Here is a 15866-nt window from a genome sequence, read left to right on the forward strand (position 1 = left end):
GGACTCCTCAGAGGGACGGCGGTGCGACCAGGGCGCGCACCTGTGGATGCGGTGACGCGGCCAGCTCCGGCACGATGTGCGCCATGAATGCCGGGCTGCCGTGCGCCAGTGCGAGCCGCAGCCAGTGCACGGCCTGCTCGACCTGGCCGGCCTGCAGCAGGATCGAGGCGTAGTTGGCCTGGCCGCGGAAATCACCGGCCTCGGCCGCGCGCTGGTACCAGGCCAGCGCCGCCTGCGGATCGGGTGCGGTATCCAGCCCGTCTTCGAGGTGGCGGGCCAGCAGGTTCATCGATTTGGCGTGGCCCAGGTGCGCGGCACGGGTGTACAGGGCCAGTGCCTGCGCGCGGTCCTGCGCAATGCCGCGGCCGGTGGCCAGCAGGTTGGCCAGGTTGTACAGGCCCCAGTCCAGGCCGGTGTCGGCCGCGCGCCGGTACCACACCGCCGCCAGCGCCAGGTTGACCGCCGTGCCGTGGCCCAGCTCATGGCAGCGGCCGAGCATGTTCATCGCCATCGGCGCGCCGTTGTTGGCGGCGGTTTCGTACCAGAGCAGCGCCGCCGAGGCGTCCTGTGCGGTGCCTTTGCCTTCCATGTGCATCTGCGCGAGCAGCAGCTGTGCATCGACCTGCCCAGCCTGCGCAGCGTCGCGCACGCGTGCGAACGCGGCCTGCGGATCGTGCTGCAGCAGCTCGGCCAGGGCGTCGCTGTCGATGGGGGTACGGGTTGCCATGGGGTGAGTATCGCCGGAAACAAAAACGGCGGCAGGAGAGCCTGCCGCCGTGGTGGAGCGAAGCTACATCAGAACTTCACGTTCAGTGCCAGGGTGGTCGAGCGACCCGGGGCGATGCTCGCGTAGTGCGAGGCATAGGCCTTGGTGAAGTAGGTCTTGTCGGTCAGGTTCTGCACGTTGAGCTGCAGGCTGATGTTGTCCTGGATCGCGTAGCTGGCCATCGCGTCGAAGCGGGTGTAGCTGGCGATCCACTTGGTGTTGGCGACGTCACCGTACTGCTTGTCCGAGTAGAACGCACCGGCACCGACGGTCAGGCCGATGGGGAAGCGGTAGGTGGTCCACAGGTTGGCGCTGTGCTTGGCGGTGTTCGGGAATACGTTGCCGTTGTACGGCGAGGGCACGTAGACGTTGGACGGGCAGGTGCGGCCGACCGGTGCACCACAGACGAAGCCGTTGTCCTTCAGTTCCGAGTCCAGGTAGGTGTAGCCGCCGTACAGGCTCCAGGCGTCGGTCAGCTGGCCGGTGAAGCCCAGCTCGAAGCCGTTGATTTCCTTCTTGCCGGCATTCTGGCTGGTGCCGTTGTCGACCGTCACGCGCGCGTTGTTCATCACCGTGTGGAAGATCGCCGCGGTGAGGTTCAGGCGCTGGTCGAACAGGTCCCACTTGGTGCCCAGCTCGAGGTTCTTCGTATCCTGCGGCTTGAGGTCGGCCACGGCGGCGCTCAGGCCGTCCGAACCATCACCACCGTCCATGCCCGGCGGAGTCGAGGAGGTGCCCCACGACAGGTAGATGCTGCCGTTGGCGGCCGGCTTGAACACCACGCCGGCCTGGTAGTTCAGGAAGTCGTTGCTGTTGCGCACGCGGGTCGGTGCCTTGCCGGCCACCGGGGTGGTCAGGGTGGTGCGGAAGTCGTCGTAGCGCAGGCCGAGGTTGATCATCCACTGCTCATTGAGCTCGATGGTGTCGAACACGTAGGCCGAGGTGGTCCTGGTGCGCTGCTCTACGTCCAGTGCCTTGTCGCTGCGGTACACCGAATGGGTGGCCGCCCACGGATCGCGCGGGTTCGGATTGGCGAAATCGGTGCAGTTGTAGCCGGTGGCCGCGCCGGTGGTCGGGCACTTGCTGTTGCCGGTGAGCGGGTTGCTGGTGCCCGGGGTCATCAGATAGCTGCCGCGGGTCATCTTCTCGTCGCTGTATTCCACGCCCGCGCTGTAGCTGTGCTTGAGCGCACCGGTCTGGAAGGCACCGGTCAGGCCCAGCTGGTCGGCGAAGCTCTTGACGTCGACGGCACGGCTGTTGGTCCGGCGCCACAGGGTGCCGTAGTTGTTCGGGTTGCCCTGGCTGTCGTCCGGCTGGGTCCACAGGTAGTCGTTGCTGGTGTTGCCCAGGCGCGCGATGTTGCGCAGCTTGTGGCCGCCGAAGTCGTAGCTGGCATCCAGGGTGCTGATGTCGGCGCGGGTACGCTGGAAGTCACGGTCGACCAGGCCGTAGTAGTTGTTGCGGTCCGGCACCATCGGGCGGCCGTCGACCCACTTCGAGGCCGGCGCACCGTTCGGGTTGCCATACGGGAAGCCACCCGCGTCCGGCAGGTCATCGCTCTGCATGTGGTAGTGGCTGGCGATCAGCTGGGCCGGGCCGTTCAGGCCGAACGCGATCGACGGCGCGATACCCCAGCGGCTGACATTGGCGGCGTCACGGCCAGCGATGTCCGATTCGTGCTTCATCAGGTTCAGGCGCGCGGCGATGCCATCGCCCAGCACGTAGTTGGCGTCCACGGTGCCGCGCGCGTAGCTGTCGGTGCCGATGCCCATGCTGGCGCTGGTCTCGTTCTTCAGCTTCGGCGTCTTGCTCACAAGGTTCAGGCTGCCACCGCCGGAATCACGGCCGCCGTAGGCCGAGCTCGGGCCCTTGACTACTTCCACCTGCTCCAGGTCGAAGATCTCGCGGGTCTGCGAGCCGACGTCGCGCAGGCCATCGACGAAGACGTTGCTCTGCGAATCGAAGCCACGGATGAAGGGGCGATCACCGGTCGGATTGCCGCCTTCGCCGGCACCGAAGGTGATGCCCGGCACCATGCGCAGCGCATCCTGCAGGTTGGTCGCACCGGTTTCGGCGATCAGCTTTTCCGAGACGATCGACACCGACTTCGGGGTGTCCAGCAGCTCGGCGGTGAACTTCGGTGAGGACGGATTGAACCAGCTGCCGCGCACCTGCACCTTGTCCAGGTCGGTGGCCTTGCGGGAGGAGGCTGCGTCAGCGCTGTCGGCCGCCTGTGCAGCCAACGGCGCGAAGCCGGCGGCCAGGGTGGCGGTGGCGAGCAGGGAAACGCGCGGGGCGCGCTTGCGGGACGTGATGTGGGTCATGGCTTGGGTGGTAGTGGCTGGGATCGGAAAGGGGCGAGAGCCGAAGCGCAGACAGCGCGACGGCATGTAGAGGGCGTCTTCTGTAGAGCCGAGCCGATGCTCGGCTGGGCGGCGGACGACTCCAGGCGCACGGCAATGGCCGCAGGGCGCCTCAGCTGGCGTGCGGTGCGGGCGGTGCGTGGCCGGGGTTCAACCGCAGTGCGGGATCGTGCAGCTGCCAGTGCAGGGCATCGGAGCGCCACAGCGGAACATGCGCGACCAGGGCGGCGCGCGGGGGAGCCAGTCCGGTACAGGGCGTTGTGCCCTCGCCATCCAGCGGCGGCTCCGGTGCTGGCACCGCATGGCGCGGGCACTCGTCCGCCGGCGGGGCCGGCATCGGCATAGCCTGCTGAAGATCTTCAGCGTGTGCCTGCCAGCCGTAGGTGGCGGGTCCATCGCGCCCTTCGTGCAGGGCCGACCAGCCCAGCAGCAGCGTCAGCAGCAGGGCCACAGCCAACGGCCACCCATGGCGGGCAAGCTGGCACAGCGTGGCGGCGGGCGCGGGCAAAGCCATGGCGCAGGGGGCGGAGTCGTTACGAAGATGTTACGTAGGATAACATCAACGATAATGATTCGCATATGCGCGGGCGAACGAGCGGTCTGGAGGCCCGGGGAGGCCCCTGAACGCCTCTCAGCGCGCTCCGCTGGTTCCACCCCTGGGCGGAGTCGCCGGCGGCCAGGGGCGCTTCAATCGCGGTCGTCGCGGGTCCAGACGGCGTCGTGTTCGCGCTTCACCGGGAACTTGGGTACCGGCGTATAGGCCGGGGCGCACAGGGCGCGGCCATCGCGCACGTCGAAGCGCGCGCCGTGCAGCACGCATTCCACGCTGCCTTCGTCGGTGTTGAACTCGCCCGAGGACAGCTCGAACTCCTCATGCGTGCACTGGTCTTCCAGCGCGTACAGCTCGCCGTCGAGGTTGAACACCACGATCGGCGTGCCGGTCACTTCGTCGAACACGCTCTTCATTTCACCGGGCAGCAGCTCGTTGCCGGCACACACGAAGGTCCAGGTATCGCTCACGCGGCGGCTCCGGCCAGTGGCTTTTCCAGGACCTCGAAGCGCAGATCGTCGCGCTTGGGGATTCCGAAGCGTTCGTCGCCATATGGGAACGGCTTCTTGATGCCGGTACGCTGGTAGCCGCGGCGCTCGTAGAAGGCGATCAGTTCGTCGCGTACGTCGATCACCGTCATCTGCATCACCGGCACCTTCCATTCGCGTGCGGCGTGCGCTTCGGCGGCGTCCATCAGCTGCTTGCCGACCCCGCCGCCCTGCTGGGCCGGATCGACCGAGAACATGCCGAAGTAGCCGTTGCCGTCGACGTCGGCAACGTGGGCGCAGGCCACCAGCTGGCCCTCGCGCTCGGCCAGCAGGATCGTGGAGCGCGGGCGGTCGAGGTCGGCCTGGATGCCTTCGGCGTCGATGCGGGCGCCATCCAGCAGGTCGGCTTCGGTGGTCCAGCCAACGCGGCTGGCGTCGCCACGGTAGGCCGAGGTGACGAGGGCGATCAGGGCGGGGATGTCGGCCGGCGTGGCGGCGCGGAAGGTCAGGGTGCTCATGGCCCCATTCTAGGTGGGGCGTGGGCGGGCGCAAATGGGGGAGTGGGGTCAGATCCCTTTCGCAACGCGAAAGGGATCTGACCCCGGCATCTACTGACTCAACGGCAGGCCATGGACCGACTGGCACGGGCCCGGAATCGGCAGATGCTCGGGGTCAGATCCCTTTGCGCAGCGAAGGGCCCTGACCCCCTGCTACCAGGAGCAGCCCATGCCAAGGCCACGGCGCATCGATGCGCCCGGATATCCGCAACATGTCGTCCAGCGCGGCAACAATCGTCAGCGCGTGTTCTTTGCGGATGGCGACCGCGTCGCCTACCTGCGCCTGCTGTGTCATGACGCAGGTCAGCAGCAGTGCCGGGTCCACGCCTATGTGCTGATGGACAATCACGTCCATCTTCTGGCAACGCCTGATCTCTGCGGCGGGCTGTCGCGGATGATGCAGGCCGTGAACCGGACCTACGTACGTCGGGTGAATGATCGGCAGGGCCGCATCGGCACGTTATGGGAAGGGCGCTTCCACTCCACGGTGGTGGATACGGATCGCTATCTGCTGGCCTGCCAGCGCTACATCGAGCTCAATCCGGTGCGGGCGGGGAAGGTGGCGCATCCCGGTGACTATCGCTGGTCGAGCTATCGTGCCAATGCGCGTGGCAGGCCCAATGCGCTGCTCGAGCCGCATTCGGCATTTGAGCTGATGGGTTCTGATGCGGATGAACGGTGCAGGCGCTATGTGGAGTTCATCGAGGCGGGTATTCCGGCGGGGGATCTGCTGGCGATCCGGCGGGCATTGCAGTCGCAACGGCGGCTGTCGGGAATGCTGGTGGGGTCAGATCCCTTTCGCGTGGCGAAAGGGATCTGATCCCGGTGTGCTGCGGGCGGTATGCCGCGTTCATCTGGTCGCGATCCGGCGGGCATTGCGGTCGCAACGGCGGTTGTCGGGAATGCTGGCGGGGTCAGATCCCTTTCGCGTGGCGAAAGGGATCTGACCCCGCTGTGCTGCGGGCAGTATGCCGCGTTCATCTGGTCGCGATCCGGCGGACATTGCAGTTGCAACGGCGGCTGTTGGGAATGCTGGTGGGGTCAGAGCCCTTTCGCGTGGCGAAAGGAATCTGACCCCGGTGCGCTGCGGGCGGTATGCCGCGTTCATCTGGTCGCGATCCGGCGGGCATTGCGGTCGCAGCGGCGGCTGTCGGGAATACTGGTGGGGTCAGATCCCTTTCGCGTCGCGAAAGGGATCTGACCCCGGTGTGCCGGCTCAGCCCAGAAGCTTGCGTACCTTGGTCAGCGCGGTCATGAAGCGCTCGATCTCGGCGTGCGTGTTGTAGAACGCCAGCGAGGCACGGCAGGTGGCGGCGACGCCGAAGTACTGCAGCAGCGGATGTGCACAGTGCTGCCCCGAGCGCACGGCCACCCCTTCCAGGTCGAGCAGGGTGGCCAGATCGTGCGCATGCGCGCCATCGATCAGGAACGAGACCACGGCGGCCTTCTCCGGCGCTTCGCCGATGATGCGCAGGCCGTCGACGCGGCGCAGCTCCTCGGTGAAGTGCGCCAGCAGTTCGGCTTCGCGGGCTTCCACGTTCTCCTGGCCGAGCTGCTGCAGGTAGTCGGCGGCCACGCCCAGGCCGATGAAACCGGCGATGTTCGGGGTGCCGGCTTCGAACTTGTGCGGGGCATCGTTGAACACGGTGCCGTCGAAGCTGACTTCCTTGATCATCTCGCCGCCGCCGAGGAACGGCGGCATCGCGTCCAGGTGCTCGCGGCGCGCCCACAGCGCACCAGTGCCGGTCGGACCGCACATCTTGTGGCCGGTGATGGCGTAGAAGTCGCAGCCGATCGCGGCGACGTCGACCTTGCGGTGCGGCACCGCCTGCGAGCCATCGACCACGGTGATGATGCCGCGCTTGCGCGCTTCACGGCAGATCTCGCGCACCGGATTGACCGTGCCCAGCACGTTGGAGACATGGGTGACCGCCAGCAGCCTGACCTCCGGGGTCATCGCCGCGCGCAGCGCATCCAGGTCCAGCGCGCCATCGGGCGTGATCTCGGCCACGCGGATGGTGGCGCCGGTACGTTGCGCGACCAGCTGCCACGGCACGATGTTGGCATGGTGTTCCATGCGCGTGATCAGGATCACGTCGCCGGCCTTCAATCGCGGCAGCGCCCACGAGTAGGCCACCAGGTTGATGGCGAAGGTGGTGCCGCTGCACAGCACCAGGTCGCTGGCGCTCACGTTGAGGAAGCGTGCCAGCTTGTTGCGTGCGCCTTCGTAGGCGTCGGTCGCTTCGCTGCCCAGTGCATGCACCGCGCGGCTGACGTTGGCGTTGTAGCGGCGGTAGAACTCATCCACCGCGCCGATCACCTGTACCGGCTTCTGGCCGGTGTTGGCGTTGTCGAAATAGACCAGCGGCTTGCCGTGCACTTCACGCATCAGCAGCGGGAAGTCGAGGCGGACGCGATCCCAGTCCGGGGCGCCGGTGCGTTCTTCGATCGGGCGTGGCGTGGACAGGTTCATGCCACACCCGCCTCGGCCAGGGCCTTGTCCAAGCGGCGTGCCAGCTGCTCGCGCAACGCGTCCGGCAGGATCTTCAGCGGTTCATGGCAGAACGCAGCGCTCAGCAGTGCCTGCGCCTGGACCTGGGGCAGGCCACGCGAGCGCAGGTAGAACAGCGCATTGGCATCGAGCTGGCCGACGGTCGCGCCGTGCGCGGCCTTCACTTCATCGGCGTCGATCACCAGCGTCGGCTGGGTGTCGATCTCGGCATCGGCCGACAGCAGCAGGTTCTTGTTGGACAGGTTCGCGTCGGTGCCGTCGGCGCCTTCGCGGATCTGGATGCCGCCATGGAACACCACGCGGCTGCGGTTGGCGGCAACGCCGCGCCACAGCAGCTCGCAGGCGGTATCGCGCGCGATGTGGTCGATGCCCAGGCGGGTCTCGACGTGGCGGCGGCCATTGCCGAGCAGCACGCCGTTGGCGGTCAGCCGGGCGTTGTCGCCTTCCAGGCGCACGTTCAGTTCGTGGCGGCTGAGCGCGGCGCCCAGTTCCAGGTCCACGCGGTGGTACTGCGCGTCGCGGGCCAGCACCGCGTCGGTACGCAGGAAGCTGGTCTGGCGGGCGCTGCCGGCCTGCACGCGGGCGTGCTTGAGTACGCCATCGCGGGCGACGTGGGCATGCAGCACGGTGTTGTCCAGGTGGGCGGAGTCACCCACGCTGAAGCGGTGCTCGACCACGCCCAGGCTGGCGCCGGCGCGCAGTTCGATCAGGTGGCGATGGTGCCAGGCCAGGTCGGCTTCGCCGGCGACGCTGGCGAATACCAGCTGCAGCGGCGTTTCGACCTGCACGCCTTCATCCACGCGCAGCACGACGCCTTCATCGGCCAGTGCGGCGTTGAGCCGGGCGAAGATCTCTTCGCTGCGCTCGTAGCGACGGCCAAGGAAACGCACGGCGTCTTCGCCAGCGGCCAGCGCGGCCGACAGCGGCTGCAGCTGCACGCCGGACGGCAGGGCCTGCACATCGCTCAGCGTGGCATCCAGGCGGCCGTTGACGAACACCAGGCGCGGCGCCGGGATGTCGTCCAGCAGCGCGGCGTCCAGCGCCGGGCCCTGCAGCGGCGCTGCAGCGAACGCACGGCGTTCCAGCTGGCGCAGCGAGGTGTACTTCCAGGCTTCATTGCGGGCGGCGGGCAGGCCGTCGCGCAGGGCCGCATCCAGCACTTCGCGGCGCGCATCGCTGCCACAGAAGGCCTGGGCCATGGAGTCAAGCAGGGCGCTCATCAGACCGCCGCCTCGGGCACGACCCGGTCCTTCAGGAAATCGTAGCCGTGCGCTTCCAGCTCCAGCGCCAGCTCGGGGCCGCCGCTCTTGACGATGCGACCATCGGCCAGCACGTGCACCACGTCCGGCTTGATGTAGTCCAGCAGGCGCTGGTAGTGGGTGATGACCAGGAACGAACGGTCGGCGCCGCGCAGTGCGTTGACGCCGTCGGCCACGCTCTTCAGCGCGTCGATGTCCAGGCCCGAGTCGGTCTCGTCCAGGATCGCCAGCTTCGGTTCCAGCACGGCCAGCTGGAAGATCTCGTTGCGCTTCTTCTCGCCGCCGGAGAAGCCTTCGTTGACGCCACGGTGCAGCAGTTCGTCCTTCAGGTGCAGCACGGCCAGCTTCTGCCGCACCAGCTTGAGGAACTGCATGGAATCGAGTTCTTCTTCGCCGCGCGCCTTGCGCTGGGCGTTCAGTGCCGCGCGCAGGAAGTAGGTGTTGTTCACGCCCGGGATTTCCACCGGGTACTGGAACGCCAGGAACAGGCCCGCGGCGGCACGTGCTTCCGGGTCCTGCTCCAGCAGGTCGACGCCGTCGAACTGCACGCTGCCTTCGGTCACTTCGTAGCCGTCGCGGCCGGCCAGGACGTTGCCCAGGGTGGACTTGCCGGCGCCGTTCGGGCCCATGATGGCGTGCACCTGGCCGGGCTTCACATCCAGCGACAGGCCCTTGAGGATTTCCTTGTCGCCGATGCGGGCGTGGAGGTTTTCGATCTTCAGCATGGTGGGGGTTTCCGTGGGGCGGGCCAGGGCCCGCCGGTAAAGAGAATGCGTTTGCGAGGGGCAGGGGCGGGCGGTCAGCCCACCGAACCTTCCAGCGAGACTTCCAGCAGCTTCTTGGCTTCCACCGCGAACTCCATCGGCAGTTCGCGGAACACCTGCTTGCAGAAGCCGTCGACGATCATCGACACCGCGTCTTCCTGGCTGATGCCACGGGCGCGGCAGTAGAACAGCTGGTCATCGGAGATCTTGGAGGTGGTGGCCTCGTGCTCGACGGTGGCGCCCGGGTTCTTCACCTCGATGTAGGGGAAGGTGTGGGCGCCGCACTGCTTGCCGATCAGCAGCGAATCGCACTGGGTGTAGTTGCGCGCGCCATCAGCATTGCGGTCCACGCGCACCAGGCCGCGGTAGGTGTTCTGACCGCGGCCGGCGCTGATGCCCTTGCTGACGATCTTGCTCTTGGTGCGCTTGCCGACATGGATCATCTTGGTGCCGGTGTCGGCCTGCTGGCGGTGATGGGTCAGCGCGACGGAGTGGAATTCACCGACCGAATCGTCACCCAGCAGCACGCACGAGGGGTACTTCCAGGTGATCGCCGAGCCGGTCTCGACCTGGGTCCAGGTGACCTTGCTGCGCGCGCCACGGCATTCGGCACGCTTGGTCACGAAGTTGTAGATGCCACCGACGCCGTTCTCGTCGCCCGGGTACCAGTTCTGCACCGTGGAGTACTTGATCTCCGCATCTTCCAGCGCGACCAGCTCGACCACCGCGGCGTGCAGCTGGTTCTCATCGCGCATCGGCGCGGTGCAGCCTTCCAGGTAGGAAACATAGGCCTTGTCCTCGCACACGATCAGGGTGCGCTCGAACTGGCCGGTGTGGCCGGCGTTGATGCGGAAATAGGTGCTCAGTTCCATCGGGCAGCGCACGCCCTTGGGAATGAACACGAAGCTGCCGTCGGAGAACACCGCCGAGTTGAGCGCGGCGAAGTAGTTGTCACCGACCGGCACCACGGTGCCCAGGTACTGGCGCACCAGCGCCGGGTGTTCCTTGATGGCCTCGGACATCGAGCAGAAGATCACGCCCTTCTCGGCCAGTTCCTTGCGGAAGGTGGTGCCCACGGATACCGAGTCGAACACCGCATCCACCGCCACGCCGGCCAGCTTGGCGCGCTCGTGCAGCGGCACGCCCAGCTTGTCGTAGGTGTCGAGCAGTTCCTTCGGCACATCATCCAGCGAGGCGTACTTCGGGCCCTTCGGCGCGGAGTAGTAGCTGAGCGCCTGCAGGTCGATCGGCGCGATCTCCAGCTTGGCCCAGTCCGGCATCGGCAGGGTCAGGAAGTGGCGGTAGGCATCCAGGCGCCACTGCGTCATCCACTCCGGCTCGTCCTTCTTGGCCGACAGGGCACGGATGGTGTCCTCGTCCAGGCCCGGCGGCAGGGAGTCCGACTCGATCTCGGTGATGAAGCCGGCCGAATACTTGCGGCCGAGCTGCTCGTGGATCTCGCGGTTGGGGGTGTCGCCGTGGGCGACGTTTTCGATGGTTTCGGTGGCCATGGGGGGCTGCCTACGGATCAGGAGACGACGTCGACAGCGATGGTGCGGCGCTGTTCGTCATCGGCAAGGGGGAGAGGGGGCAGGATCTGCGCGAGGGTGACATCGCGCAGGGCCTCGGAGACCACGTCGTTGATCAGCCGCCAGCTGCTGCGCGCGCCGCACTTGGGCGCCATGCCGCACTGGTGGTGGTCGTGGCTGCATTCGGTCAGGGCCAGTGGCCCTTCCATCGCTTCGACCACTTCGAACAGCGAGATCTCGATGGCCGGGCGGGTCAGGCGGTAGCCGCCACGGACGCCACGCAGGCCTTCGACCAGGCCGGCCTGGGCCAGTGGCTTGAGCACCTTGCTGACGGTGGGCGGCTCCAGACCGGTGAATTCGGCCAGCTCGGTGGCACTGAGCACTTCGCCCGGACGGGCGGCGAGCACGGTCAGCACGACGGTGGCGTAATCGGTGAGTTTGGTGACGCGCAACATGGGGATGCGAGTGGCTCTTAAAGCGGACTGAAATTGTACGCTTTTATTCGCCACCATCCAAGCCGGGCATTCAGCCGGCGCTTGGGCCAGGCCGGGAGGACACACCGCGGCCGTTGCCGGGGCGCAATGCTGCGCCAACGGGGTGATTTTCGCAATCACCCGGAATGGGCGAGAATCCCCATTCCATTCGCTGCAAACAGCCCGCGCCGATGCCGAAGAAGATCCAAGCCCGCAAGTCCGCCATCCATGGCAACGGCGTGTTCGCCGTGGCCCCGATCAAGCAGGGCGAGCGCGTGATCCAGTACAAGGGCCTGCTGCGCAGCCACGGTGATGTCGATGCCGATGACAGCGGCGACGTCGAAAGTGGCCATACCTTCCTGTTCACCCTCAACGATGACTGGGTGATCGACGCCAACTACAAGGGCAACGACGCGCGCTGGATAAACCACAGCTGCGACCCGAACTGCGAGGCGGTGATCGAGGAGGACGAGGACGGCGACAGCCGGGGCGACAAGGTGTTCATCGAGGCACTGCGTGATATCAAGGCCGGCGAGGAGCTGACCTACAACTACGGCATCACCCTGGCCGAGCGCCACACCGCCAAGCTGAAGAAGATCTGGGAGTGCCGTTGCGGCTCGCCCAAGTGCACCGGCACGATGCTGCAGCCCAAGCGCTGATCGGTACCGGGTAGTGCCGGCCGCTGGCCGGCAAGGCGCAATCCAGGTGCCGGCCAGCGGCCGGCACCACCCGGCGGCTCTCCACCTGCCGTGCACGACAGGGTCACCGCCGCGCAAGGGCCGTTCTTCCATTCTGTGGGCTCCCCCAACCGGAGTGCCTCCATGGCAGAGCGATTGAAGGGCAAGCAGATTGCCATCCTTGCCACCCACGGCTTCGAACAGTCTGAACTGATCGAACCCAAGCGTTTGCTGGAAGCGGAAGGGGCGCGCGTCAGCGTGGTCTCGCCCGCAAAGGAAGCGACGATCAAGGGCTGGAAGGAGAAGAACTGGGGCGACGCCGTCGCGGTGGATATCCCGTTGGATGAGGCCGATCCTGCACGCTTCGATGCGGTGGTTCTGCCCGGCGGGGTCATCAATCCGGACACACTGCGCACCGATGATGCCGTACTGGCCTTCATCCGTTCAGTGGATGAAGCCGGCAAGCCCGTGGCGGCGATCTGCCATGGCCCGTGGCTGCTGATCAACAGCGGCCTGGCCGATGGCCGCGAGCTGACCTCCTGGCCTTCCCTGCAGCAGGATCTGGCGAACGCGGGTGCGACATGGCGCGATGCCGAGGTGGTGGTCGACGGCAACGTCATCACCAGCCGCAAGCCGGATGACATTCCGGCTTTCAGCGAGGCGGTGGTAAAAGCGCTTGCCGCCTGATGCGCTACCGGTAGTGCCGGCCGCTGGCCGGCAGATGCAGTGACGTGCTGCCGGCCAGCGGTCGGCACCACCTCATTTGCCCAGCAGGCCTGCCGGTACCAGGTTGCCCAGGTTCTGGTTGAAAGTGACCACCAGCTTGCCGTTCTTCACCTGTGCCGACTGCACCTGCAGGGCGCCGAGCACCCCGGCCACGGCCGGGTCCAGCTTGTAGATCGGTTCGCGCTGGGCGTAGTCGCTCAGCCACGCATTGAGCAGGCCACGGGTGCGCGAGTCGAGGCGGCCGCCCTGGTTGGCCGGGGTGAAGTCATCCACGCTCGGCTGCTGCAGGTGAAAGCCCTGGGTCTGCGCGTCGTAGCGCAGGCCGCTGCTGAGCTTCACCGTGCCCAGTCGGGCCGGGTTGCCGCCGGCGGTGGCCAGCGCGACGTCCATGCCCAGGTTCAACCGTTCGCCGGCCGGAAGGCTCAGCTGCGGATGGCTCATGGTCAGGGCGATCAGGCCGCCGAGGGCGTCCTGGGTGCGCGGGAAGCTGCCATCGAGGTACTGCTGCACGTCGCTGGCGCCCACCGACAGTTCGCGGCCGGAAATGGAGGGAGCCGCCTGTGCACCGATCGCAGCGGCGATCAGCACGGTGGAGGCCGCGAGGCGGGTCATCAGGGAACGCAGGCGCATGTCGGTGACCGGTGGGAAGCAGATGGATGGATCAAAGAGTAGCCGCGCAGGCTGAATCGCGCGTGCATGCCGCTGCAACGGTTCAGTCCAGCGTTGGACGCAGCTGTGCCGACTGGATCTGCCAGGCGCTGCCGTCGCTGCTGGGCTGCACGCGGTACCAGCCGCCGAAGCGGAACGTGCCATTGGCGGTGACCGCACGGATCTGCACAGGGACTTCAAGCAGCCGCGGTGGCTGCCGGTCATCTCGGGCGATCGGGGTATCGCTGTGCAGGCGCAGCGTGCGCAGGTCCTGCAGCTGCCGCAGCGCGGCGTCGTCTGCATGCCGCGGGTCGCCGGGTGGGATCGTCCAGGCAGCATCGCTGGCGGCGCGGTCGCGGTTGAGCAGTGCGGCGACGTAGCGGTTGAGCATCGTCGACGGCGGCTCTGCGCCGTCGTCGACGGCGGACAGCAGCGTCATATCGCTCGCCTGCAATGCTGCGGGACCGGGACCGGGACCGGGGCCGGTACCGGTGTCCGCTGCTGCGGCGACGGGAGCGGACGCTGCCGTGATGTGATCATTCGTCTGTGCCGCCGGGCGTGAACAACCCAGCAGCACCAGTGGTGCGATCAGGAACAGGATCCTGCGCATGCCCGCCTCCTCCCCGAGGCAACCTGGAGGGCGGCAGTGTATCGGTTGCGCCGCTATCAGCGGGAGGAGGGCAGCTGCTCCAGCGCGTCCAGCGCCGGCAGGACCTGGCCGGCGATGGCGGCCAGTGCGTGGCCGTCGGTCTCGGCGTGGCGCTGTACGATGTCGCGCAGCAGCTGGGTGGCGATCACCAGGGTCGCGCGCTCGTCGCCACTGATGCCGGCGGTACGCGGGGCCGCTTCCAGCAGGCGCATCAGGTCGCGGCCGGCGCGGTGTTCCAGTTCGATGGTGCAGCGCCCGGTGCACTGCAGCCCGTCCTTTTCGATCGGGGTTACCGAGATCCGGTAGCGGGTGGAGGGGCTGGCCATGAGGGTGTGCTCGCCGTAGCTGTGGAGGATGTGCCCACCATAGGCAAGGCCACGGCTGGCGGCGACGGCCGGCGCTGCACGCAGTGTTCCACCCGGTACGTTCCGCGCCCTTTGCGGAGCACCGGCAGCCAATGCTGGCGGGCCTGTACGGGGATTGCCGGGGCCGCGGCAACGCTGTGTTGCGGGGTGTGGTGCGGACAAAAAAAAAACGGGACGGCCAGAGCCGTCCCGTCGGAATCCGCGTTGGGGCGCGCCCTTACAGCGCGGCGTCCTTCAGCTTCTTCAGCGGACGCACCTTCAGCTTGGTGGTGGCCGGCTTGGCAGCGAACCACTGCTCTTCCTTGGTGAACGGGTTGATGCCCTTGCGCTTCGGCTTGGCCGGCACATTGACGGTGGTGATCTTCAGCAGGCCCGGCAGGGTGAACGAGCCAGCGCCCTTCTTGTGCACCGAGGAGGCGACGGCGCTTTCCAGCGAGGCCAGCACAGCGCGGACGTCCTTGGCGATGACGCCGGAGGCTTCAGCGATGTGTGCAACCAGGCCGGACTTGGTCAGCACTTCCTTGATCGGCTTCGGAGCGGCCGGCTTGGCGGCTGCCTTCGTCGCGACTTTCTTCACTGCCTTCTTCGGGGCAGCCTTCTTAGCGGTCTTTGCCATGGTTTCCTGTTCCGTGAACGGTTGGTTGTGTGGTCGGCGCCGAACCCCGTCGGCAAGCGCAATGTAGGGCAACTCTCGGGCGCCGCCAATAGCCCGAAGCGCGGAAAGTGCATGTTTTTTCATATCCAGGCCGATTCAGTACATGGCCGGCGGTGGGGGACGGGGGCGCTGCAGCGTGCGCGATGGCTGCTGCCTGCCCGTTGCTGGAATGTGCGAAACCACTGAAAACAAGGGAAAAGTCCACGTCGGTCTGGCGAAGAAGTGACCAGCTGTCCGATGTCCGGCGGACGTGCGGCATGCGGCGGAGCGACGCAGGGCTAACGCGTCCCGTGCGAGAGTGGCCGTTCATCACCGCCACGCAGGAGCAGCACATGGGAATCTCGCGACACGCCACCGCGCACTGGGAAGGCGATCTGAAGTCGGGCAAGGGACAGCTGAGCACGCCGCAGAGCGGGCTGCTGGACAAGACCCGCTACGGTTTCAACAGCCGCTTCGGCGACGAGAAGGGCACCAATCCGGAGGAGCTGATCGCCGCCGCGCACGCCGGCTGTTTCACCATGGCGCTGTCGGCCAAGCTTGGTGAGGCCGGCTTCACCCCGACCTCGCTGGACACCGAGGCCAAGGTCGATCTGTCCCTGGAGGGCGGCCCGCAGCTGTCGCAGATCCGGCTGAAGGTGAAGGCCGTGGTGCCGGGCATCGACGCCGCACAGTTCCGTGCCATTGCCGATGACGCCAAGCAGAACTGCCCGGTGTCCAAGGCGCTGAGCGCGGTGCCGATCAGCCTGGAAGCCGAACTGGGCTGAGCCACGGTAGTGCCGGCCGCGGGCCGGCAACCGCATGATGCCGGGGTCCATGTAGCAGCCGGCCAGCGTTATGGCGGCCTTCCTGGTCCCCACCCTCCGGGCCGTCGCGTCCGACGTTGGC

18 protein-coding genes are annotated in these 15866 nt (G+C 67.1%); 4 read left to right on the forward strand and 14 right to left on the reverse strand.

What is annotated here, in order from left to right:
- Positions 1-7: 7 nt before the first annotated feature.
- The 5 genes from AC5P7I_RS05625 to AC5P7I_RS05645 all read right to left on the reverse strand — a co-directional run bounded on the left by AC5P7I_RS05625 (position 8) and on the right by AC5P7I_RS05645 (position 4685).
- Positions 8-727 (reverse strand): tetratricopeptide repeat protein, encoded by a 720-nt coding sequence (locus tag AC5P7I_RS05625; RefSeq protein ID WP_014646262.1) that lies wholly within the window; start codon positions 725-727, stop codon positions 8-10.
- Positions 728-795: 68 nt separating this feature from the next.
- Positions 796-3090 carry a TonB-dependent receptor gene (locus tag AC5P7I_RS05630; protein WP_046429352.1) on the reverse strand — a complete coding sequence of 765 codons (2295 nt, stop codon included), beginning with the start codon at positions 3088-3090 and terminating at the stop codon, positions 796-798.
- A 151-nt stretch (positions 3091-3241) separates the two neighbouring features.
- The gene (locus AC5P7I_RS05635; RefSeq protein WP_041863144.1) at positions 3242-3643 is read right to left on the reverse strand and encodes a hypothetical protein; all 402 of its coding nucleotides are present in this window, start codon (positions 3641-3643) and stop codon (positions 3242-3244) included.
- Between the two features lie 173 nt (positions 3644-3816).
- Positions 3817-4149, reverse strand: coding sequence for a non-heme iron oxygenase ferredoxin subunit (locus tag AC5P7I_RS05640; RefSeq protein WP_014646265.1), 333 nt, complete (start codon positions 4147-4149; stop codon positions 3817-3819).
- On the reverse strand, positions 4146-4685 hold the full coding sequence (locus tag AC5P7I_RS05645; RefSeq protein WP_014646266.1) for a GNAT family N-acetyltransferase: 540 nt from the start codon (positions 4683-4685) through the stop codon (positions 4146-4148). Before AC5P7I_RS05645 ends, AC5P7I_RS05640 begins: the two co-directional genes overlap by 4 nt.
- Positions 4686-4893: 208 nt before the next feature.
- Here AC5P7I_RS05645 and AC5P7I_RS05650 point away from each other — a divergent pair, with 208 nt between their 5' ends.
- Entirely contained in the window at positions 4894-5544 is a 651-nt protein-coding gene (locus AC5P7I_RS05650) for a transposase (RefSeq protein WP_262088357.1), read from the forward strand.
- Between the two features lie 396 nt (positions 5545-5940).
- Here AC5P7I_RS05650 and AC5P7I_RS05655 read toward each other — a convergent pair whose 3' ends face one another.
- From AC5P7I_RS05655 to AC5P7I_RS05675, 5 genes are all read right to left on the reverse strand, one after another.
- Positions 5941-7197, reverse strand: a complete 1257-nt coding sequence (locus AC5P7I_RS05655; RefSeq protein ID WP_262088358.1) for a cysteine desulfurase — start codon at positions 7195-7197, stop codon at positions 5941-5943.
- Positions 7194-8456, reverse strand: coding sequence for a Fe-S cluster assembly protein SufD (gene sufD, locus AC5P7I_RS05660; RefSeq protein ID WP_049441083.1), 1263 nt, complete (start codon positions 8454-8456; stop codon positions 7194-7196). Before sufD ends, AC5P7I_RS05655 begins: the two co-directional genes overlap by 4 nt.
- A complete protein-coding gene (gene sufC / locus AC5P7I_RS05665) occupies positions 8456-9220 on the reverse strand; it encodes a Fe-S cluster assembly ATPase SufC (protein ID WP_032957818.1) in 765 nt (254 codons plus the stop codon). Before sufC ends, sufD begins: the two co-directional genes overlap by 1 nt.
- Before the next feature lie 74 nt (positions 9221-9294).
- On the reverse strand, positions 9295-10770 hold the full coding sequence (sufB, locus tag AC5P7I_RS05670; protein WP_134808589.1) for a Fe-S cluster assembly protein SufB: 1476 nt from the start codon (positions 10768-10770) through the stop codon (positions 9295-9297).
- A 17-nt stretch (positions 10771-10787) separates the two neighbouring features.
- Positions 10788-11243: an SUF system Fe-S cluster assembly regulator gene (locus AC5P7I_RS05675; RefSeq protein WP_005408436.1), complete on the reverse strand. Its 456-nt coding sequence runs from the start codon at positions 11241-11243 to the stop codon at positions 10788-10790.
- Positions 11244-11452: 209 nt separating this feature from the next.
- On the opposite strand from AC5P7I_RS05675, the gene AC5P7I_RS05680 reads away from it, so the two are divergent.
- Positions 11453-11920, forward strand: coding sequence for an SET domain-containing protein (locus tag AC5P7I_RS05680; protein ID WP_012479369.1), 468 nt, complete (start codon positions 11453-11455; stop codon positions 11918-11920).
- 162 nt (positions 11921-12082) lie between these two features.
- A complete protein-coding gene (locus AC5P7I_RS05685; protein ID WP_032957815.1) occupies positions 12083-12625 on the forward strand; it encodes a type 1 glutamine amidotransferase domain-containing protein in 543 nt (180 codons plus the stop codon).
- A gap of 72 nt (positions 12626-12697) precedes the next feature.
- Here AC5P7I_RS05685 and AC5P7I_RS05690 read toward each other — a convergent pair whose 3' ends face one another.
- The 4 genes from AC5P7I_RS05690 to AC5P7I_RS05705 form a co-directional block, all read right to left on the reverse strand.
- Entirely contained in the window at positions 12698-13294 is a 597-nt protein-coding gene (locus AC5P7I_RS05690) for a YceB family lipoprotein (RefSeq protein WP_014646273.1), read from the reverse strand.
- Between the two features lie 82 nt (positions 13295-13376).
- Positions 13377-13922, reverse strand: coding sequence for a hypothetical protein (locus AC5P7I_RS05695; RefSeq protein ID WP_014646274.1), 546 nt, complete (start codon positions 13920-13922; stop codon positions 13377-13379).
- Positions 13923-13978: 56 nt separating this feature from the next.
- Entirely contained in the window at positions 13979-14287 is a 309-nt protein-coding gene (locus AC5P7I_RS05700) for a DUF3861 family protein (protein ID WP_014646275.1), read from the reverse strand.
- A gap of 256 nt (positions 14288-14543) precedes the next feature.
- Positions 14544-14942, reverse strand: a complete 399-nt coding sequence (locus AC5P7I_RS05705) for an HU family DNA-binding protein (RefSeq protein WP_010483539.1) — start codon at positions 14940-14942, stop codon at positions 14544-14546.
- 371 nt (positions 14943-15313) lie between these two features.
- On the opposite strand from AC5P7I_RS05705, the gene AC5P7I_RS05710 reads away from it, so the two are divergent.
- Complete coding sequence (locus AC5P7I_RS05710; RefSeq protein WP_014646276.1) at positions 15314-15745, forward strand: OsmC family protein; 432 nt, start codon at positions 15314-15316, stop codon at positions 15743-15745.
- The last annotated feature ends 121 nt before the right edge of the window (positions 15746-15866 follow it).

The sequence above is a fragment of the Stenotrophomonas sp. YJH_SMC_138 genome (assembly GCF_059369855.1).